The organism is Pseudomonas sp. MWU13-2105, from assembly GCF_023242315.1.
Taxonomy (GTDB): Bacteria; Pseudomonadota; Gammaproteobacteria; order Pseudomonadales; family Pseudomonadaceae; genus Aquipseudomonas.
This window is the reverse complement of record NZ_JALLIY010000001.1, coordinates 468643-486464: the sequence shown is the minus strand read 5'-3', so window position 1 is coordinate 486464 and position 17822 is coordinate 468643. Positions and strand designations below refer to the sequence as shown.

At 63.8% G+C, this 17822-nt stretch carries 20 protein-coding genes; 5 read left to right on the top strand and 15 right to left on the bottom strand.

Annotated elements, in window-relative coordinates; all coding sequences use genetic code 11:
- Positions 1–97 precede the first annotated feature (97 nt).
- From M5B96_RS02290 to M5B96_RS02245, 10 genes are all read right to left on the bottom strand, one after another.
- A complete protein-coding gene (locus tag M5B96_RS02290) occupies positions 98–1369 on the bottom strand; it encodes an SAM-dependent methyltransferase (RefSeq protein WP_248794962.1) in 1272 nt (423 codons plus the stop codon).
- Positions 1356–2168 (bottom strand): DUF1365 domain-containing protein, encoded by an 813-nt coding sequence (locus tag M5B96_RS02285; RefSeq protein WP_248794875.1) that lies wholly within the window; start codon positions 2166–2168, stop codon positions 1356–1358. Before M5B96_RS02285 ends, M5B96_RS02290 begins: the two co-directional genes overlap by 14 nt.
- The gene (locus M5B96_RS02280; protein WP_248794874.1) at positions 2165–3412 is read right to left on the bottom strand and encodes an NAD(P)/FAD-dependent oxidoreductase; all 1248 of its coding nucleotides are present in this window, start codon (positions 3410–3412) and stop codon (positions 2165–2167) included. The genes M5B96_RS02285 and M5B96_RS02280 overlap by 4 nt, the downstream gene beginning before the upstream one ends.
- A complete protein-coding gene (locus tag M5B96_RS02275) occupies positions 3409–4191 on the bottom strand; it encodes an SDR family NAD(P)-dependent oxidoreductase (protein WP_248794873.1) in 783 nt (260 codons plus the stop codon). Before M5B96_RS02275 ends, M5B96_RS02280 begins: the two co-directional genes overlap by 4 nt.
- Positions 4188–4610, bottom strand: a complete 423-nt coding sequence (locus M5B96_RS02270; RefSeq protein WP_248794872.1) for a nuclear transport factor 2 family protein — start codon at positions 4608–4610, stop codon at positions 4188–4190. Before M5B96_RS02270 ends, M5B96_RS02275 begins: the two co-directional genes overlap by 4 nt.
- On the bottom strand, positions 4603–6048 hold the full coding sequence (gene phrB, locus M5B96_RS02265; RefSeq protein ID WP_248794871.1) for a deoxyribodipyrimidine photo-lyase: 1446 nt from the start codon (positions 6046–6048) through the stop codon (positions 4603–4605). The genes M5B96_RS02270 and phrB overlap by 8 nt, the downstream gene beginning before the upstream one ends.
- Before the next feature lie 29 nt (positions 6049–6077).
- Positions 6078–7001 (bottom strand): MerR family transcriptional regulator, encoded by a 924-nt coding sequence (locus M5B96_RS02260; protein WP_248794870.1) that lies wholly within the window; start codon positions 6999–7001, stop codon positions 6078–6080.
- Between the two features lies 1 nt (position 7002).
- Entirely contained in the window at positions 7003–7968 is a 966-nt protein-coding gene (locus M5B96_RS02255) for a YbgA family protein (RefSeq protein WP_248794869.1), read from the bottom strand.
- 115 nt (positions 7969–8083) lie between these two features.
- Positions 8084–8299 (bottom strand): TIGR02450 family Trp-rich protein, encoded by a 216-nt coding sequence (locus tag M5B96_RS02250; RefSeq protein WP_248794868.1) that lies wholly within the window; start codon positions 8297–8299, stop codon positions 8084–8086.
- Positions 8296–9282 carry an NAD(P)/FAD-dependent oxidoreductase gene (locus M5B96_RS02245; RefSeq protein ID WP_248794867.1) on the bottom strand — a complete coding sequence of 329 codons (987 nt, stop codon included), beginning with the start codon at positions 9280–9282 and terminating at the stop codon, positions 8296–8298. The genes M5B96_RS02250 and M5B96_RS02245 overlap by 4 nt, the downstream gene beginning before the upstream one ends.
- 195 nt (positions 9283–9477) lie before the next feature.
- On the opposite strand from M5B96_RS02245, the gene M5B96_RS02240 reads away from it, so the two are divergent.
- Together M5B96_RS02240 and hemH are read left to right on the top strand one after the other, a co-directional pair.
- Entirely contained in the window at positions 9478–10380 is a 903-nt protein-coding gene (locus M5B96_RS02240) for a TIGR01777 family oxidoreductase (RefSeq protein ID WP_248794866.1), read from the top strand.
- Positions 10381–10393: 13 nt separating this feature from the next.
- Positions 10394–11419 (top strand): ferrochelatase, encoded by a 1026-nt coding sequence (gene hemH / locus M5B96_RS02235; RefSeq protein ID WP_248794865.1) that lies wholly within the window; start codon positions 10394–10396, stop codon positions 11417–11419.
- Between the two features lie 209 nt (positions 11420–11628).
- Here hemH and M5B96_RS02230 read toward each other — a convergent pair whose 3' ends face one another.
- Positions 11629–12903 carry a uracil-xanthine permease family protein gene (locus M5B96_RS02230; protein WP_103496445.1) on the bottom strand — a complete coding sequence of 425 codons (1275 nt, stop codon included), beginning with the start codon at positions 12901–12903 and terminating at the stop codon, positions 11629–11631.
- Between the two features lies 1 nt (position 12904).
- On the bottom strand, positions 12905–13543 hold the full coding sequence (gene upp, locus M5B96_RS02225) for a uracil phosphoribosyltransferase (protein WP_248794864.1): 639 nt from the start codon (positions 13541–13543) through the stop codon (positions 12905–12907).
- A gap of 162 nt (positions 13544–13705) precedes the next feature.
- Between upp and M5B96_RS02220 the strand changes: the two genes are divergently transcribed.
- The 3 genes from M5B96_RS02220 to M5B96_RS02210 all read left to right on the top strand — a co-directional run bounded on the left by M5B96_RS02220 (position 13706) and on the right by M5B96_RS02210 (position 15777).
- Positions 13706–14263: a hypoxanthine-guanine phosphoribosyltransferase gene (locus M5B96_RS02220; RefSeq protein ID WP_248794863.1), complete on the top strand. Its 558-nt coding sequence runs from the start codon at positions 13706–13708 to the stop codon at positions 14261–14263.
- 3 nt (positions 14264–14266) lie between these two features.
- Positions 14267–14740 carry a WbuC family cupin fold metalloprotein gene (locus M5B96_RS02215; RefSeq protein WP_248794862.1) on the top strand — a complete coding sequence of 158 codons (474 nt, stop codon included), beginning with the start codon at positions 14267–14269 and terminating at the stop codon, positions 14738–14740.
- Positions 14741–14835: 95 nt separating this feature from the next.
- Complete coding sequence (locus M5B96_RS02210; protein ID WP_248794861.1) at positions 14836–15777, top strand: AEC family transporter; 942 nt, start codon at positions 14836–14838, stop codon at positions 15775–15777.
- 191 nt (positions 15778–15968) lie between these two features.
- On the opposite strand, the gene M5B96_RS02205 is transcribed toward M5B96_RS02210, so the two are convergent.
- From M5B96_RS02205 to M5B96_RS02195, 3 genes are read right to left on the bottom strand one after another with little or no spacing between them, the layout of a single operon-like run.
- Positions 15969–16349, bottom strand: a complete 381-nt coding sequence (locus M5B96_RS02205; protein WP_040064245.1) for a carboxymuconolactone decarboxylase family protein — start codon at positions 16347–16349, stop codon at positions 15969–15971.
- Between the two features lie 11 nt (positions 16350–16360).
- Positions 16361–17398 carry a calcium/sodium antiporter gene (locus M5B96_RS02200; protein WP_412548573.1) on the bottom strand — a complete coding sequence of 346 codons (1038 nt, stop codon included), beginning with the start codon at positions 17396–17398 and terminating at the stop codon, positions 16361–16363.
- Between the two features lie 52 nt (positions 17399–17450).
- Positions 17451–17822, bottom strand: coding sequence for a septal ring lytic transglycosylase RlpA family protein (locus M5B96_RS02195; RefSeq protein ID WP_248794860.1), 372 nt, complete (start codon positions 17820–17822; stop codon positions 17451–17453).

The following is a 17822-nucleotide window of genomic DNA, read 5'->3' as shown; positions in this document are numbered from 1 at the left end:
TGAAGCGGCAGTCCGGCGATAGCCGGGTATCACAAGGCCGTGCGGTACCAAGCCCGAACGCCTGGCCAATCAGCTCGAGGAATGCCAGGCGCGTGGCTCAAGCATCGAAGCGCCCGAGCAGTGGCTGCGGTTGTGCCGCCGGTTTGGCCAGCAGCAGTTGGGCGGTGCCGATGCTGCGTTCGAGGAAACCACCCTCGCAGTAGCACAGGTAGAACTCCCACAGGCGCAGGAAATAGTCGTCATAACCCAGTTCGCCCAGGCGCCCATGGGCGCGGCGAAAGTTCTCGTGCCACAGGCGCAGGGTGCGTGCGTAATGCAGGCCGAAGTCCTCCATGTGCAGCAGGTTCATGTCGGTTTCGCGGCTGACCACCTCGAGCATCTTCTGCACGCTGGGCAAGGCGCCGCCGGGGAAGATATAACGCTGGATGAAGTCGACATTGTTCTTCGCCTGCTCATAGCGCTGCTCGCGGATGGTGATGGCTTGCAGCAGCATCAGGCCGTTGCTCTTGAGCAGGTGCGCGCATTGCCGGAAATAATCGGCCAGGAACTGATGGCCGACCGCCTCGATCATTTCGATGGATACCAGCTTGTCGTATTGGCCGGTGAGGTCGCGGTAGTCTTCGAGCAGCAGGGTGACCTGGTCCTGCAGGCCCAGGGCTTCAACGCGCTGTCGGGTATAGGCGAACTGTTCCCGCGACAGCGTGGTGGTGGTGACCTTGCAGCCATAGTGCTGCGCGGCATGGATCGCCATGCTGCCCCAGCCGGTGCCGATCTCCAGCAGATGGTCGCCCGGTTGCAGGTCGAGCTTCTGGCAGATGCGCTCCAGCTTGTTCAACTGGGCCTGTTCCAGGCTGTCGTCGGCGCTGAGGAACTGGGCGGCGGAATACATCATGGTCGGGTCGAGGAACTGTTCGAACAGCTCGTTGCCGAGGTCGTAATGCGCTTCGATATTTTTCCGCGAGCCCTTGCGGGTGTTACGGTTGAGCCAATGCAGGGCCTGGATGAACGGCCGTCCGAGCCGCGCCAGGCCATTCTCCATGGCATCGAGGACGTCCAGGTTGCTGACGAATACCCGGACCACCGCGGTCAGGTCCGGGCTGCTCCAGTAGCCATGGATAAAGGCTTCGCCGGCACCGATGGAACCGTTGCCGGCGACCAGGCCCCAGGCCGCCGGGTCCTGGATATGAATTTCCCCTTGCAGGCTGGCGCCGGCCTGGCCGAACAGTTGTCGCTCGCCGTCTTCGACCAGCAGCAGCTGGCCATGGCGCAGTTGGCTCAACTGGCGCAGCACGCCCCGGCGCAAGACGGCGGTGGACAGGCTGTTGGCACTGAACCGATTGGCCCGGGTCGCCAGGCTAGAACTTTTCAGGGCGTTGCTCATGGTGTCGCTCCTGGGGTTGCGTGGCGGCAAGGCTGAAGGTGCCGTCGGCGGCCTGGTGGGAGAAGATCGGTAGGCGTTTGAGAAACAGGCGCAGGGCTTGCCAGTAGATCGCCAGGCAGGTCTTGGCGGTCATCCAGGGAAAGCGCCGCAGGTAGCGGTGCAGGCTGGCGCGATCGAGGACTTCGCGCCGCAGGTTGAGGGTCGCGTCGAAGAGCTTGAGGTCGCCCCGCCAGTCGGCCATGTGCACGCCGAGTCGTTCGGCGGGCGGGCTGAAACTGATGCGGTATTCCAGGTCCCGGGGCAGGAACGGCGAGACATGGAAGGCCTTGGCCACGCTGACTTGCTGGTGGCCGTTGTCCTCGGCGGGCAGCACATAGTGGTAGTGCTCGCCCCAGGGGGTGTTGGTGACTTCGCAGAGAATCGCCAGCAGTTTGCCGTCGATGTCATGGCAGTAGAAGAAACTCACCGGGTTGAACGCCAGGCCCCAACTGCGTGCCTGGGTCAGCAAGCGGATCGGCCCTTGCGGGGGGTGCCCCAGGGCTGCGCCGACCTGCTGGCGGACCGCGTCGATCAGGCGCATGCCCCGGCGTGTGAAGTTGCGCAGGTAATCGGTCTCGCGAAAGGCGAAGGGTGCCAGGCGTTGTCTGCCGGCCAGTGGCGACAGTCCGAGCACGGCGTCTTGTTCGTCGAGGTCCAGGTACAGCAGGCCGATCCGGTAGCGAAACGCGTGGACCCGTGGCGAAAAACGCCGGTGGCTGATCCAGCCGCTGTACAGGGCGCTGTTCACAGCTGTTCCCCAAAGGCGGCGCTCACCCGCAGGGCGCTGGTCACCCCGTCTTCGTGGAAGCCATTGGCCCAATAGGCGCCGCAATAGTAGGTATGTTGCTCGCCATATAATTCTTTCCAGCGATTTTGCGCGGCGACGGCCGTCAGGCTGTACTGCGGGTGAGCATAGGTGTAGCGGGCGAGGATTTTCAGCGGATTGATCTGCGTGCCCTGGTTGAGGCTGACACAGAAGGTGCTGTCGCTCTCGATGCCCTGCAGGATATTCATGTTGTAGGTAACGGCGGCCAGGCGCTGGCCTTCGCCACCGAGGCGATAGTTCCAACTGGCCCAGGCCAGCCGGCGATCCGGCAGCAGGCGGGTGTCGGTGTGCAGCACCACCTCGTTTTCCGCGTAGGGCAGGGCGCCGAGGATCTGCCGTTCGGCCTCGCTGGGGGTGGCGAGCAGGCGCAGCGCCTGGTCGCTGTGGCAAGCGAAGATCACTTTGTCGAAGCGCTCGCTGCCGGCGCTGCTGTGGATGGTCACACCGCGTTGATCGCGCTCGACCCGGCTTACCGGGCAGTTGAGGCGGATATGCTGGCGAAATCCGGCGACCAGCGGTTCGATGTATTGGCGCGAACCGCCTTCGATAACCCGCCATTGCGGGCGATTGTTCAGCGACAGCAGGCCGTGGTTCTTGAAGAAACGCACAAACAATTGCAATGGGAAACCGAGCATGTCCGCCAGCGACATCGACCAGATCGCCGCACCCATGGGTACGATGTAGTGCTGGATGAAGCGCTGGCCGTAGCCGCCGCTGCGCAGGTAGTCGCCAAGGGTGGTGTGGCTGGCGATACGCTGCTGTTCGAGGTCATCGAGGGCCTGGCGATTGAACCGCAGGATGTCGCGCAGCATGCTCCAGAAGCCCGGCGACCACAGGTTGCGCCGCTGGGCGAACAGGCTGTTGAGGTTGTTGCCGTTGTATTCCAGGTTGGTGGCCGGGTCGCGTACCGAGAAACTCATTTCGGTGGCTTTGTGGCTCACGCCCAGGCTGCTCAGCAGGCGGATGAAGTTCGGGTAGGTCCAGTCGTTGAACACGATGAAACCGGTGTCCACGGCGTGGCATTGGCCATTCACCGTCACGTCGACGGTATGGGTGTGGCCGCCGATCCAGTCGGCGGCTTCGAACAGGGTGATCTGGTGCTGGCGGCTCAACAGGTAGCCACAGGTCAGCCCCGAGATACCGCTGCCGATCAGGGCGATTTTCATGGTTTGCCCTTGTTGGGGGCCGAGGTGCGGGCCATGCGCCTGCCGATGGCCAGTTGCAGCCGTTTGGGCAGGCGCGAGAGGGGCCAGAGCCCGGCCATGAACAGCGCCGGGAAGGCAATTTCCAGGGGCCGCTGCTGGAGTTTTTCGCAGATATGCTCGGCGGCTTTCTCGGCCGACCAGCGCAGCGGCATGGGGAAGTCGTTTTTCTCGGTCAGTGGGGTGTCGACGAAACCAGGGCTGACCACGGTGACCGTGATGCCTTCGTGGGCCAGGTCGATACGCAGGGATTCGAACAGATAACGCATCCCGGCTTTTGATGCGCCGTAGGCTTCGGCCCGCGGCAGTGGCAGGAAGGTCACCGAACTGGCGATACCTACCAGATGCGGCTGCTGGCCGGCGCGTAGCAGCGGCAAGGCCGCTTCGATACAGTAGCTGCTGGCCAGCAGGTTGGTCCGCACCACCCGCTCGATGATCGAGGCATCGAAGGCCTGGGCATCGACATACTCACAGGTGCCGGCGTTGAGAATCACCGTGTCCAGGGCGCCCCAGGCCTGGGTGATGCACTCGCCGATTTCGCGGACCTGCTGGCTGTCGGTAAGGTCGCCGGGCACCAGCAGCACTTGCTCGGGATAACGTTCAGCCAGGCTTTGCAACGGTTCGAGACCGCGGGCGCTGACGGCCAGTCGCACACCGCTGTTGAGCAGGACTTCGGCGATGGCCGCACCGATACCGCTGCTGGCGCCCGTGAGCCAGATACGTCGTGGAGGTGTAATGCTCATCCCAGTCTCCTTTTCAACCAGGCCGTTGCCTGGCCCAGTAGCGGCACGTGGTCATACAACAAGGCCCCGGCATCGAAGTAATCGCGATGCCGATAGACTTTGTCGAACCACAACAGATGCGAACAACCGTCGACGTGAACAGGCCTTCCCCTGGCCAGTCTTGGATGACGATAGCTCATGTGCCAGCGCAGATAACCTTCGCCTTCACGGACCTGATCGAGGCCATGAATGTTGTATTGCAGCTCGCTGATCGAGGCATACATCCGTGCGAAATAGTGCTGCAGGTCCGCCAGGCCGGTGATTTCGTGCAGCGGGTCGGTGAACAGCACGTCGTCGCTGTAGAGTTCGCCGAGGCGCGGCAGGTTGTCCTTGTCCAGCAGGACGAACTGCCGGGCGAAATGCTGGAGGAATTCACTCACGGGCACCTCCCGCCTCTTGCCGTTGTGGCAGGTTCCTGAAGGCGGCGAGGGCACGCTCGCGACTGTGGCCCAGGTCGACCATGGGCTGTGGATAACTTGCCGGGCCGAACAGGCCGCCGAATGCCGCCGGGTTATGCACGGCCTTTTGGTCCAGGCCGGCCAGTTCCGGTAGCCAGTGCTTGATGAACAGCCCTTCGCGGTCGAATTTTTCCGATTGGCTCAGCGGGTTGAAAATCCGGAAGTAGGGCGCCGCGTCGGTGCCAGTGGAGGCGCTCCATTGCCAGCCGCCGTTGTTGGCGGCCAGGTCGCCGTCGATCAGGTGGCGCATGAAGAAACGTTCGCCTTCGCGCCAGTCGATCAGCAGGTTCTTGGTCAGGAACATCGCCACCACCATGCGCAGGCGGTTGTGCATCCAGCCGGTTGCGCGCAACTGGCGCATGGCCGCGTCGATGATCGGCAGGCCGGTGCGCGCCTCCTGCCAGGCCGCCAGTTCTTCCGGCACCTGGCGCCAGGCCAGGTCTTCGGTTTCCGGGCGGAAGGCGCGCTGCTTCGAGACCCGGGGATAACCCACGAGGATGTGTTTGTAGAACTCGCGCCAGAGCAGTTCGTTGATCCAGGTGACCGCGCCGGCACTGCCACTTTCGAATTCGCCCTGGTTGCTTTGCAGCGCCGCGTGCAGGCACTGGCGCGGCGAGATCACGCCGGCGGCGAGGTAGGCGGAGAGTTGGCTGGTGCCGGGCTTGGCCGGGAAATCCCGTTCGCTCTGGTAGTAGTCGATCTGCTGCTCGGCGAAGCTTGCCAGGCGCCGGCGGGCTTCCTCCTCGCCGGCCGGCCAGAGGTCGCGCAGGGCCTGGCTGGGACGCGTGAAGCCGGCGACGTCGGTGGGCACCGGATCGGCTTTGAGCGCCAGCACTGCCTGGGCTTTGGGGGTTGCGATCAGGCGTGGCAGGGCGCCGTGCAGGCGGCTGTAGCAGACCTTGCGGAACTGGCTGAAAACCTGGAAGTAAGTACCGGTGCGGGTCAGTACGCTGCCGGGCTTGAAGAACAGTTGATCCAGGTGGCTGTGAAAGCTCACGCCCTGGGTTTCGAGGGCGCGGGCCACCGCCTGGTCGCGACGGCTTTCGTGAACGCCGTACTCTTCGTTGACGTGTACGGCGCTGATCTTCAGTGACTGGCACAGGGTGCCGAGCACCGCGGGCAGTTGCTCCCAGGTCTGGGCGTGGCGGATCAGCAGCGGGATATTCAGGGCCGCCAGGGCCTCGCTCAGTGCTTGCAGGTTGCGCAGCCAGAAATCGACCTTGCACGCGGCATCGTCGTGCAGCTGCCATTGCCCGGGCGTCACCAGATACACGGCGACCGTCGGCCCTTGCCCGGCGGCCGCGGCCAGGGCGGTGTTGTCATGCAGGCGCAGGTCGGTGCGCAGCCAGAGCAGTTGCATAGCCATTCCTTGAGTCATGGGCGAGGGCGCTAGATCAGTCCGAGCCGGGTCAGGCTCTGGTACGCGGACAACGGGTCTTCGGCCAGGGTCATGCCAGCGCTCTCCTGGGTACTTACGGACAACTCGGCGAAATGGATGCATACCGTTGGTCCGGCAATCAGGATCGGGCATTGGATACCGCCGAGCAGCCTGGGCAGGGCCGCCAGGTTCATGGCCTTGCTCGAATACAGCAGCACCGCGCGGCTTTCCAGGTGCTCGCTGGCCAGGGCCAGCTCGTTGGGCGGCAAGGGCCAGTCGAAGACTTCCACCGGGCAGTCGGCGCTGCTCACCAGCCAGGCGGTCAGCCACAGGTGCGGCTCCATCGGCAGGTCCGACTGGTTGACCAGCAACACCGGCGCGCCCTTGAGTTGCCGGTTGTTGTGGTAGACCCGCGCGCCCAGCTTGCTGCGCAGCCAACTGTAGAAGAACGTGCGCTCCATCTGCCCGCCGAACTGGCCGTGCCAACGTTGTTCGAGCTCGGCCAGCAACGGCAGCAGCAGCTGCTCGCACAAGGTCCGCGGCGGGTACAGCGACATGGCCTGGTTGAAACGGTCGTCGACCTGGCGCTCGGCCAATTGGCTGATGGCCTGGACCAGATCCTGGCGCAAGGCCTGCCAGTCGTTGGCGGCCGGTTCGGCCGGGGCCGGGCCGCTGTCGAGCAGTTGCTTGATCTGGCTGACCGCGACCCCGCGATTGAGCCAGGTGACGATGGCCTGGATGCGTTGCACGTGCTCGGCGGAAAACAGCCGATGGCCCTTGGGCGTGCGGTGCGGCACCACCAGGCCATAGCGGCGTTCCCAGGCGCGCAGGGTCACGGCGTTGACCCCGGTTTGCCGGGCCACTTCGCGAATCGGCAACCAGCCCTGTTCCAGTGCGCTGAGGTAATCGACGGGCGCCGCAAGGGAGTCGCTCATGTCAGATGGCATTCCGCAGGCTGAGGTTTTCCGGGTGTGGCTGCAGGTACACCTGCTGGGCGATATAGGGATCGGGGTGTTGTCGGAAGTGGTGCTTGAGCAGGGTCAAGGGCACTACCAGTGGCACGATGCCCTGGTGGTACTGGCAGATGACCTGCAACACTTCCTGTTTGTCTTCGGCGCTGATGGATTGCTTCAGGTAGCCGGTGAGGTGTTGCAGGACATTGGTGTGGGTGCGGCGGGTCGCGCATTTTTTCAGCGCGACCATCAACTGGCTGAAATAGCGTGGTCCGACGCTTTCGGCATCGGCGCTGCCCATGCTGCCGAGCAGCTTGCCGAGTACCTTGTACTGCAACGGGTTATGGGCCATCAGCAGGTATTTGTAGCGGGCGTGGAACTCGGTCAGGGCGCGTCGCGTGAGGCCGGCCTGGCACAGCTCCTGCCAGGCCGCGTAGGCGAAGACCCGGGTCAGGAAGTTTTCCCGCAACACCGCGTCGTTCAGCCGACCGTCCTCTTCCACCGGCAAGTCGGGGTGTCGTGCGCAAAACGCCTGGGCATAGATGCCGCGTCCGTCTTCGGCGGGCCTGCCGTCGTGCTGGTAGACCTTGACCCGCTCCAGTCCGCAGGAGGGTGACTTCTGCATGAAGATGTAGCCGCAGATATCGCCAAGTTCGGCGGCCATCTGATGGCCGTAGTCGGCCAGTGGCTGGGTCACATCGGTCTCGGCGTGCACGCTGCCCACCGCCCGTGGATGCAGGGCATCACCCACCAGGCGAATCGGTTCGCGGGGGATGCCCAGGCCGATGGCCGCTTCCGGGCACAATGGAATGAAATCGAAATACTGGCTGAGGGTGTGGCTGCACAGTCGCGATTCCTTGTGCCCACCGTTGTAGCGCACCTCAATGCCCATCAGGCAGGCGCTGATGGCGATTCTGGGCTTGCGCGACAACTCGATGGTGGCGGACATGGGCGAACCTCACGGGAAATACTTGTACAGGCAGGCATGCTTGTACAACTATCGATCATGATAGGTCTTGTGTTGTACAAGTCAAATTATTTGTACAGGTTTTCCTGGGCTGCGCTTACTGCCAGCCCATTCGCCAGGTATCGGTATCTTTCAGGTGGGTCCAGCTGATGCGCTGGTTGCGTAGGCTCATCAGCGCTTGCAGCTCGACTTCGAGCACGCTGCCTTGTTCATCGCGAAACAGTTCGGTGACCAGGAAATGCTTTTCCCGGTTCAGGGGCTGGACTGCTGTCCATTTCGACAGCAGCAGCTTGCGCGGATTGATGCGGTTCAACCCAGGTGTTCCATCAGTCGCCGGGCGGCTTCCTGGCCGCTGAGCCAGGCGCCTTCGACGCGTCCGGACAGGCACCAGTCGCCACAGACGTACAGGCCCAGGTCGGCATCCGCCAGCGCCCCCCATTCCCGTGCACCCGCCGGGCGGGCATAGAGCCAGCGGTGGGCGAGGGTGAAGACCGGGGCCGGCATGCTGGCGTGCAACAGCTCGGCGAAGGCGCCGTGCAACTGCTCGATCACGGCTTCCTTGGACAGGTCCAGGTGCTGCTTGCTCCAGGTGCTGGTGGCGTGCAGGACCCAGGTGTCGAGCTGGTTGTCGCGCGCCGGCTTGCTGCGGTTGCGGGCCAGCCAATCGAGCGGGCTGTCCTGCACGAAGCAGCCTTCCATCGGCGTATCCAGCGGCGTGTCGAAGGCCAGGGCAATGGCCCAGGTCGGCTCCATCTGCACCCCGGCGGCGGCCCCGGCGAGTTTCGGCGCGGCGGCCAGTAGGGCGGTGGCCTGCGGTGCGGGCGTGGCAATGATGACCTGGCTGAACGGACCGTGGGTATAGCCTTCGGCATCCTGCAGGTGCCAATGCTGTTCGCCGCGGAACACCTCGGTGATCCGACAGCTGAAATGCGCCTGGAGTTTGCCGAGCAAGCCACGGGTAATCGAGCTCATGCGTGGCGTGCCGACCCAGCGGGTCTGCTCGTCCGGCGACAGGCTCAGTTGGCCGTTCTGGAAGTTGTAGAGCTGCGGGTCCCATTCGGCAACCCAGCCTTCGCCCTGCCAGCGTTGGACCTCCTTGGCGAAGCGGCGGTCGCGGGCGGTGAAGTACTGCGCACCCAGGTCCAGCGCACCGGCATCGCTGCGCTTGCTGGACATGCGCCCGCCACTGCCGCGACTCTTGTCGAAGATTTCGATGGAATGCCCGGCGTCGTGCAACGCCCGGGCAGCCGATAGTCCGGCGATGCCGGCACCGATTATTGCGATAGGTACAGTCATGGGTGGGCCTCGTTACCTGTAAGCACAGACTACGCCGTCAGCAAAACCTGTACAATCTTGTTTTTTGGTATAAGTTGCGACCTGCCTGTCGGTTCACTCTGTCCTATTGTTAAAACATATTTCGGTCGAGAGAAAAGAGCCCTGCTTTAAAAATAGACTAACGCTCTCGACAAAACGTTACGCGAGGACGCACTCATGCACATATTGCTGACCGGCGGTACTGGTTTGATCGGGCGCCAACTGTGCGCGTACTGGTCGACGCAGGGGCATCGGCTGACGGTGTGGAGCCGTCGCCCGGAACAGGTGGCGCGTTTGTGTGGTGCCCAGGTGCGCGGTGTGCGGCATCTCGAGGAGCTGGCCGGTGAGCCGCTGGATGCGGTGATCAACCTGGCCGGCGCGCCGATCGCCGACCGGCTCTGGACCCACAAGCGCAAGGCCTTGCTCTGGAGCAGCCGGATCCAGTTGACCGAAACCCTGCTGGCCTGGCTGGAGGGGCGCGAGCAGCGTCCCGCGGTATTGATTTCCGGTTCGGCGGTGGGCTGGTATGGCGACGGCGGCGAGCGTGAACTGACCGAGGACTCGCCGCCGGTGAGCGAGGATTTCGCCAGCCGCCTGGCGATTGCCTGGGAAGAAACCGCGCAGCGCGCCGAGGCCCTGGGCATTCGTGTGGTGCTGGTGCGCACCGGCCTGGTGCTGGCGGCCGAGGGCGGCTTTTTGTCGCGCCTGCTGCTGCCGTTCAAACTGGGGCTGGGCGGCCCGATCGGCAACGGTCGGCAGTGGATGCCATGGATTCATGTGCGCGATCAAATCGCCGCGATTGATTTTCTTCTGCATCGCAGTGATGCCCGCGGTCCCTATAATGCCTGCGCGCCACAGCCGGTGCGCAACAAGACCTTCGCCCAGGCGTTGGGCAAGGTCCTGCATCGCCCGGCGCTGGTTCCCTTGCCGGCCTTTGTCCTGCGCCTGGGCCTGGGTGAGCTGGCCTTGCTGCTGCTCGGCGGCCAACGGGTGACGCCGGCCCGGTTGTTGGCGGCGGGATTTGTTTTTCAGTTTAACGATCTGCCCGCGGCCCTCGACGATCTCTCGGGCCGCCTCTGAAATAGGACGTTGCATGACCGATCACGCCTTGCTTCTGGTCAACCTGGGCTCCCCGGCTTCCACTTCGGTCGCGGACGTGCGCAGCTACCTCAACCAATTCCTCATGGACCCTTATGTGATCGACCTGCCCTGGCCGGTCCGGCGCTTGCTGGTGTCGCTGATCCTGATCAAGCGCCCGGAGCAGTCGGCGCATGCCTATGCCTCGATCTGGTGGGAGGAGGGCTCGCCGCTGGTAGTACTCAGTCGTCGTTTGCAGCAGCAGATGACCACGCAGTGGACCCAGGGCCCGGTGGAACTGGCGATGCGTTACGGCGAGCCGTCGCTTGAGACGGTGCTGACCCGCCTGGCCAAGCAAGGCATCCGCAAGGTGACCTTGGCGCCGCTGTATCCGCAGTTCGCCGACAGCACCGTGACCACGGTGATCGAGGAAGCCCGGCGAGTGGTGCGCGAGCGCAAGCTCGATGTGCAGTTCTCCATCCTGCAACCCTTCTACGATCAGCCGGAATATCTGGAGGCCCTGGTGGCCAGTGTCAGGCCGCATCTGGCCCAGGGTTTCGATCACTTGTTGCTGAGTTTCCACGGTTTGCCGGAGCGGCATCTGACCAAGCTCGACCCCACCGGCAGTCATTGTTTCAAGGACGCCGACTGCTGCAGGAACGCCTCTCCGGCGGTACTTGCCACTTGCTACCGCGCCCAGTGCCTGCGCACGGCGTCGGCGTTTGCCGAGCGCATGGGCTTGGCGGACGGGCAATGGTCGGTATCATTCCAGTCGCGCTTGGGTCGGGCGAAGTGGATCGAGCCCTACACCGAGGCGCGGTTGGATGAGTTGGCCAAGGCCGGGGTGAAGAAGCTGCTGGTGATGTGCCCGGCGTTTGTCGCCGATTGCATCGAGACGCTGGAGGAGATCGGTGATCGCGGACGCGAGCAGTTTGTTGCGGCGGGGGGCGGGGAGTTGGTGCTGGTGCCGTGTCTGAACGATGAGCCGCAGTGGGCGGCGGCGTTGAATACCCTGTGCGAGCGAGCCCCGTTGGCCTTATAGATTTAACGTCTGGTGCATTTTTGTGGCAGGTGGGCTTGTGTGGCGAGCGGGCTTGCCCGCGCTGGGCTGCGAAGCGGCCCTAAAATCAGCGACTTCATTGTGTCAGACGGAACGCAATCACAGGTTTTACGGCTGCTGCGCAGCCGAGCGCGGGCAAGCCCGCTCGCCACAAGTGTGCATCCGCGCCCTGTGGGGAGCGAGCGCGAGCGTTACAACAACGGCTCGTCCGCCTTCTTGTTTTTCCAACCGTCATTACCCGGCAACAGCAGGTTCAGCGCAATCGCCACCACGGCGCACAGCGCAATGCCCTTGAGGCCGAAGTCATCCGGCCCGGTACCCGTTCCCACCAGCACGCCACCAATACCGAACACCAGCGTCACCGAAACAATCACCAGGTTGCGCGCCTCGCCCAGATCGATCTTGTGACGGATCAGGGTATTCATCCCCACCGCGGCAATCGAGCCGAACAGCAGGCACAGAATTCCGCCCATCACCGGCACCGGAATGCTCTGCAACAAGGCGCCGAACTTGCCGATAAACGCCAGGCTGATAGCAAAGATTGCCGCCCAGGTCATGATTTTCGGGTTGTAGTTCTTGGTCAGCATCACCGCGCCGGTCACTTCGGCATAGGTGGTGTTGGGTGGACCGCCGAACAGGCCGGCCGCCGTGGTCGCGATACCGTCACCCAGCAAAGTGCGATGCAGGCCCGGCTTCTTCAGATAATCGCGACCGGTCACGCTGCCCACTGCGATCACTCCGCCGATATGCTCGATGGCCGGCGCCAGCGCCACCGGGACAATAAACAGGATCGCCTGCCAGTTGAATTCCGGTGCCGTGAAGTGCGGCAGGGCGAACCAGGGCGCGGCGGCGATCTTCGCCGTGTCGACCACGCCGAAATAGAACGACATGGCAAACCCCACGAATACCCCGGAGATGATCGGCACCAGGCGGAAAATGCCCTTGCCGAACACGGCCACGATCAGGGTGGTCAGCAGCGCCGGCATTGAGATCAGCATGGCGGTCTGGTAGTGAATCAGCTCGGAACCGTCACCGGCCTTGCCCATCGCCATGTTCGCGGCAATCGGCGCCATGGCCAGACCGATGGAGATGATCACCGGACCGATCACCACCGGCGGCAGCAGCCGGTCGATAAAGCCGGTGCCCTTGATCTTCACCGCCAGGCCCAGGAAGGTGTAGACGAAGCCGGCCGCCATCACCCCACCCATGGTCGCCGCCAGGCCGAACTGGCCCTTGGCGAGGATGATCGGGGTGATAAAGGCAAAGCTCGAAGCGAGGAACACCGGCACCTGACGCCCGGTGACCACCTGGAACAAGAGAGTCCCCAGGCCCGCCGTGAACAGCGCGACATTCGGGTCGAGGCCGGTAATCAGCGGCATCAACACCAGGGCGCCAAAGGCCACGAACAGCATTTGCGCGCCCGACAGCACCGTGCGCCAGAGCGGGTCATTGAACTCATCCTGCATATCAGCCGTCCTTCTGTTTGGTGCCGAAGATCTTGTCGCCGGCATCGCCCAGGCCCGGAATGATGTAGCCGTGTTCGTTGAGTTTCTCGTCGATGGAGGCGGTGTAGATGGTCACTTCCGGGTGGGCTTTCTCGACCGCGGCGATGCCTTCCGGTGCCGCCACCAGGACCATCGCGCGGATGTCCTTGCAGCCGGCTTTCTTCAGCAGGTCGATGGTCGCGACCATCGAGCCGCCGGTGGCGAGCATCGGGTCGATGATCATCGCCAGGCGTTCGTCGATTTCCGGGACCAGCTTTTCCAGGTAGGTGTGGGCTTCGAGGGTTTCCTCGTTGCGGGCCACGCCGACCGCGCTGACCTTGGCGCCCGGGATCAGGCTGAGCACGCCTTCGAGCATGCCGATACCGGCGCGCAGGATCGGCACCACGGTAATCTTCTTGCCGGCGATCTTCTCGACCTGGACGGTGCCGCACCAGCCCTGGATATCGTAGGTTTCCAGGGGCAGGTCCTTGGTCGCCTCGTAGGTCAGCAACGCTCCGACTTCCTGAGCGAGCTCACGGAAGTTCTTCGTGCTAATGTCAGCGCGGCGCATCAGGCCGAGCTTGTGGCGGATCAGCGGGTGGCGGATCTCACGGATGGGCATGGGAATAGGCTCCGACGGCGGGCAAAAAACGGCTTAGATTAATCTATCCGCAGTTGTTGTCCTATAGACCAGCAGTACGTTAGTCCAGAAACCCTTGATCTGGTCGCGCCGGGTGCGTACCTTTGCCCGCTTTTCTTGCATAAGCCCCTTTTGGAGAGCGTCATGTCCGCTGATCTCGAGCATATCCGTCAAGTCATGCGCGAAGCCGACTGCCTGTACACCAACGCTGAAGTCGAAGCGGCCATCGCCCGTGTCGGCGCGCAGATCAACGCCGAGCTGGCCGAGAGCAACCCGGTGCTGTTCTGCGTGATGAACGGCGGCCTGATCTTCTGCGGCAAGCTGATGACCCACCTGAACTTCCCGTTGGAGGCTTCCTACCTGCACGCGACCCGCTACCGCAACGAAACCAGCGGCGGCGAACTGTTCTGGAAGGCCAAGCCGGAAGTCTCGTTCATCGACCGCGATGTGCTGATCATCGACGACATCCTCGACGAAGGCCACACCCTGGGCGCGATCATCGACTTCTGCAAACACGCCGGGGCGCGCCGGGTGCACACCGCCGTGCTGATCGACAAGGAGCACGACCGCAAGGCCCGTCCGGACCTCAAGGCGGACTACGTCGGCCTGCCGTGCATCGACCGCTACATCTTCGGTTACGGCATGGATTACAAGGGCTACTGGCGCAATGCCGCCGGCATCTACGCCGTCAAGGGGATGTAAGGGATGGGCGCGCCGAGCTTTCTCGATACAACCTTGTTCGCCGAATTGGCCGAGAAGGCCGCGGCGAGCCCCCGTGGCCGGGTCCATCACAACTTTCACCAGATGGACGAGCCATGCCATCGCCTGGCGGTCGGGCTGCAGCCCAGTACCTATATAGCCCCGCATCGGCACCTGAGTGCCGACAAGGCGGAAACCCTGCTGGTGCTCAAGGGCCGCCTCGGCCTGCTGGTGTTCGATGAGGCGGGTCAGTTGCTGACCAGGCGCGTGTTGCAGGCAGGCGGTGAGTGCCCGGGTGTCGACCTGCCTGCCGGGGTGTTTCATGGCTTGGTGGTGCTGGAAGCCGACAGCGTGATGTTCGAATGCAAGGCCGGCCCTTATCGCCCGGTGGGCGAGGGGGAACTGGCCGACTGGGCGCCGCGTGAAGGTGACGCCGAGGTAGCCGCATACCAGGCCTGGATGCGCGCGCAGTTCGATTGACCCTGTGGCTTTCGATTGAGCGTGGGCCTATGGAGGGGCAGGAAGGCAACTTTGCCGTATCATTAGCCACCTGACGACAGGCAACGGGTTCCCGCATGCTGGCCATCTTTCTCGGTATCTTGACCATCACCGCGCCCGTCTTCGCCATGTTGTTCCTGGGCGTGGCGCTCAAGCGCGTGGGCTGGATCAACGACAGCTTTATCCACACGGCTTCGGCACTGGTGTTCAACGTCACCATGCCGGCGCTGTTGTTCCTCGGCATCCTCCATGCCGACCTGCATGCGGCACTGCAGCCCAAGGTGCTGGGCTATTTTGCCCTCGCCACCCTGGTGGGCTTTGTCGGCTGCTGGGGCTGGGCGATCTGGCGCTGCCCCGAGATCGATCGCGGGATCTATACCCAGGGCGCCTTTCGCGGTAACAACGGGGTGATCGGCCTGGCCCTGGCCGCCAGCATGTATGGCAGCTACGGGATTTCCCTGGGGGCGATTCTCGCGGCCTTGGTGATCCTGTTCTACAACACCCTGTCGACCATTGTCCTGGCGGTCTACAGCCCGGTGATCAAGTCCGATCCCTGGAGCATCTTCAAGAGTGTGCTGAGTAATCCGCTGATCATCAGCGTGATCGCGGCGGCGCCCTTTGCCTATTTCAAGATCGGCTTGCCTGGCTGGCTGGAGACCTCCGGCAATTACCTGGCGCAGATGACCCTGCCGCTGGCACTGATCTGTATCGGCGGCACCCTGTCCCTGGCGGCGTTGCGCAAAAGCGGCGACCTGGCGTTGAGTGCGAGCCTGGTGAAGATGGTCGGCATGCCCCTGCTGTCGACGCTGGGGGCCTGGCTCTGTGGTTTTCGCGGGGCGGAGTTGGGGATTCTGTTCCTGTATTTCGGCAGCCCGACGGCTGCGGCCAGCTTCGTCATGGCCCGGGCGGCCAACGGCAATCACGAACTGGCGGCGGCGATCATCGTGATCACCACCCTGATGGCAGCGATCACGACTAATATCGGGATCTTCGTGTTGCAGTGGGGCGGTTGGATCTGACGTTGTTTTGTGGGAAACCCTAATGCCTGTCAGTTAAGGGCAATCCTCAGCCTGGCCGATCTTTGTGGCGAGCGGGCTTGCCCGCGCTGGGCCGCGAAGCGGCCCTAAAACCAGCGAATCCGATGCGTCAGGTAGACCGAGGTGGTCGGTTTTGCGACTGCTGCGCAGCCGAGGCCACCGTCCGCCATCAGTCAGTCGGCCTTCTGGTAGGCGTCGATCACTTCCTGGGCCGCGCGGAACGCATCGATGGCCGCCGGCACCCCGGCATATACTGCGCAATGCAGCAGTGCCTCGCGGATCTCTTCCACCGTGCAGCCGTTGTTCAAGGCGCCGCGCACATGGCCTTTCAACTCCTGCGGGCACTTGAGCGCGGTGAGCGCCGCCAGGGTGATCAGGCTGCGGGTCTTGAGCGGCAACCCTTCGCGGTTCCAGACACTGCCCCAGGCATGTTCATTGACGAAATCCTGTAGCGGCTGGCTGAATTCAGTGGCATTGCCCAGGGCGCGGTCGACGAACGCATCGCCCATGACCTGGCGACGCATCTCGACACCGGGTTTCTTCTGATCGGTCATTGCAGCAGCTCCTATGAGTGTTGGCGACGCCAGGCCCTGAGCGTACTGAACAGCAGGTACGCGAGGAGCGCCGGCAGGATGAAAAACAGCATCAGGCGTTCCAGTTTGTCCGCCATCGGCATGCCGGTGGTGAACCACACCACGTGCAGGCCGTAGGCCAGGTACAAACCGAGAAACAACAGGCCCTCGGCGCGGGTGATGCGGTAACCGGAATAGAACACCGGCCAGCACAGCATGGCCACGCCAAGCATCACCGGCAGGTCGAAGGCCAGGGCGTTGGGCGACACCGACAGCGGCGCGGGGGCGAGCAGCGCGGTGAGGCCGAGTACCCCCAGCAGGTTGAACAGGTTGCCGCCGATCACATTGCCCACGGCAATGTCCCGCTGGCCGCGCACGGCGGCGATCAGCGAGGTGGCCAGTTGCGGCAGCGAGGTGCCGACCGCCACTACGGTCAGGCCGATAATGCGTTCGGACAGGCCCAGTTCGGTGGCCACGTCCACGGCGGCGTCGAGCAGCAGGTGCCCGGCCAGCACCAGCAGCGCCAGGCCCAGGCCCATCCAGGCCAGGCTGCTCAGCCAGGGCGCGGGTCCGGATGTGGCGGCGGGGGCGCGGTGCTGATGGCGGGACTGGCGCAGCAGCAGGCCGAGGTACAGCGTGAAGGCGCCCAGCATCACCAGACCGTCGAGGCGTCCCAGTTCCTCATTGAACGCCAGGCCGAACACCAGCAGGCTGGCGAGGATCATCAGCGGGATGTCCAGGCGGATCAGCTGGCGAGAAACCCGCAACGGTATGATCAGTGCCGAGAGGCCGAGGGTGACCAGGGTATTGAAGATATTGCCGCCGATCACGCTGCCCACCGCGATATCGGCATTCTCGGCGGCGGCCGCTTGCACGCTGACCGCCAACTGCGGCGCGCTGCTGCCGAAGGCGACCACGCTGAGGCCGATCAGCAGCGGCCTGACACCCAGGCTCGCGGCCAGGCGCACGGCGGCCCGCACCAGCAGTTCGGCGCCGCCGATCAGCAGCAGCAGGCCGCCGCCCAGTTGCATCAGGCTTAGCCAGGGAAGGGTGGTCAATCCGAAAATGGCGGGGCTCCAGCGGTCAGTCGTCGAGGCTTTGGATGCGTACGCGGGCAGTGCCGCCTTGCAGCATACCCAATTGGGCGGCTGCTTCGCGTGAAAGATCGATCAGGCGCCCACGAGTGTGCGGGCCGCGATCATTGACCCGCACTATGACCGATTTGTCATTGGCCAGGTTGGTGACTTTCACCCGGGTGCCGAAGGGCAGTTGGCGGTGGGCGGCGGTCATTGCGTGTTGGTCGAAGGGTTCGCCGCTGGCAGTGCGTTTGCCCTGGTGTTTGGCACCGTAATACGAAGCCATGCCGGTTTCGTCGTAGCCGCGCGGGTTGATATCGTGGCTGGCGCAGCCGGCTAGCAGGCTGAGGAGGGCAAAGGCGGCGAGCAGACGCTTCAT

Coding starts and splice junctions, on each gene's coding strand:
- M5B96_RS02220 (WP_248794863.1), top strand. CDS start 13,706: ATGTCCGCTGATCTCGAGCATATCCGTCAAGTCATGCGCGAAGCCGAC.
- M5B96_RS02210 (WP_248794861.1), top strand. CDS start 14,836: ATGCTGGCCATCTTTCTCGGTATCTTGACCATCACCGCGCCCGTCTTC.
- M5B96_RS02205 (WP_040064245.1), bottom strand. CDS start 16,349: ATGACCGATCAGAAGAAACCCGGTGTCGAGATGCGTCGCCAGGTCATG.
- M5B96_RS02260 (WP_248794870.1), bottom strand. CDS start 7,001: ATGAGCGACTCCCTTGCGGCGCCCGTCGATTACCTCAGCGCACTGGAA.
- M5B96_RS02245 (WP_248794867.1), bottom strand. CDS start 9,282: ATGACTGTACCTATCGCAATAATCGGTGCCGGCATCGCCGGACTATCG.
- upp (WP_248794864.1), bottom strand. CDS start 13,543: ATGCCCATCCGTGAGATCCGCCACCCGCTGATCCGCCACAAGCTCGGC.
- M5B96_RS02240 (WP_248794866.1), top strand. CDS start 9,478: ATGCACATATTGCTGACCGGCGGTACTGGTTTGATCGGGCGCCAACTG.
- M5B96_RS02275 (WP_248794873.1), bottom strand. CDS start 4,191: ATGAGCATTACACCTCCACGACGTATCTGGCTCACGGGCGCCAGCAGC.
- hemH (WP_248794865.1), top strand. CDS start 10,394: ATGACCGATCACGCCTTGCTTCTGGTCAACCTGGGCTCCCCGGCTTCC.
- M5B96_RS02215 (WP_248794862.1), top strand. CDS start 14,267: ATGGGCGCGCCGAGCTTTCTCGATACAACCTTGTTCGCCGAATTGGCC.
- M5B96_RS02280 (WP_248794874.1), bottom strand. CDS start 3,412: ATGAAAATCGCCCTGATCGGCAGCGGTATCTCGGGGCTGACCTGTGGC.
- M5B96_RS02230 (WP_103496445.1), bottom strand. CDS start 12,903: ATGCAGGATGAGTTCAATGACCCGCTCTGGCGCACGGTGCTGTCGGGC.
- phrB (WP_248794871.1), bottom strand. CDS start 6,048: ATGCAACTGCTCTGGCTGCGCACCGACCTGCGCCTGCATGACAACACC.
- M5B96_RS02255 (WP_248794869.1), bottom strand. CDS start 7,968: ATGTCCGCCACCATCGAGTTGTCGCGCAAGCCCAGAATCGCCATCAGC.
- M5B96_RS02195 (WP_248794860.1), bottom strand. CDS start 17,822: ATGAAGCGTCTGCTCGCCGCCTTTGCCCTCCTCAGCCTGCTAGCCGGC.
- M5B96_RS02200 (WP_412548573.1), bottom strand. CDS start 17,398: ATGCAACTGGGCGGCGGCCTGCTGCTGCTGATCGGCGGCGCCGAACTG.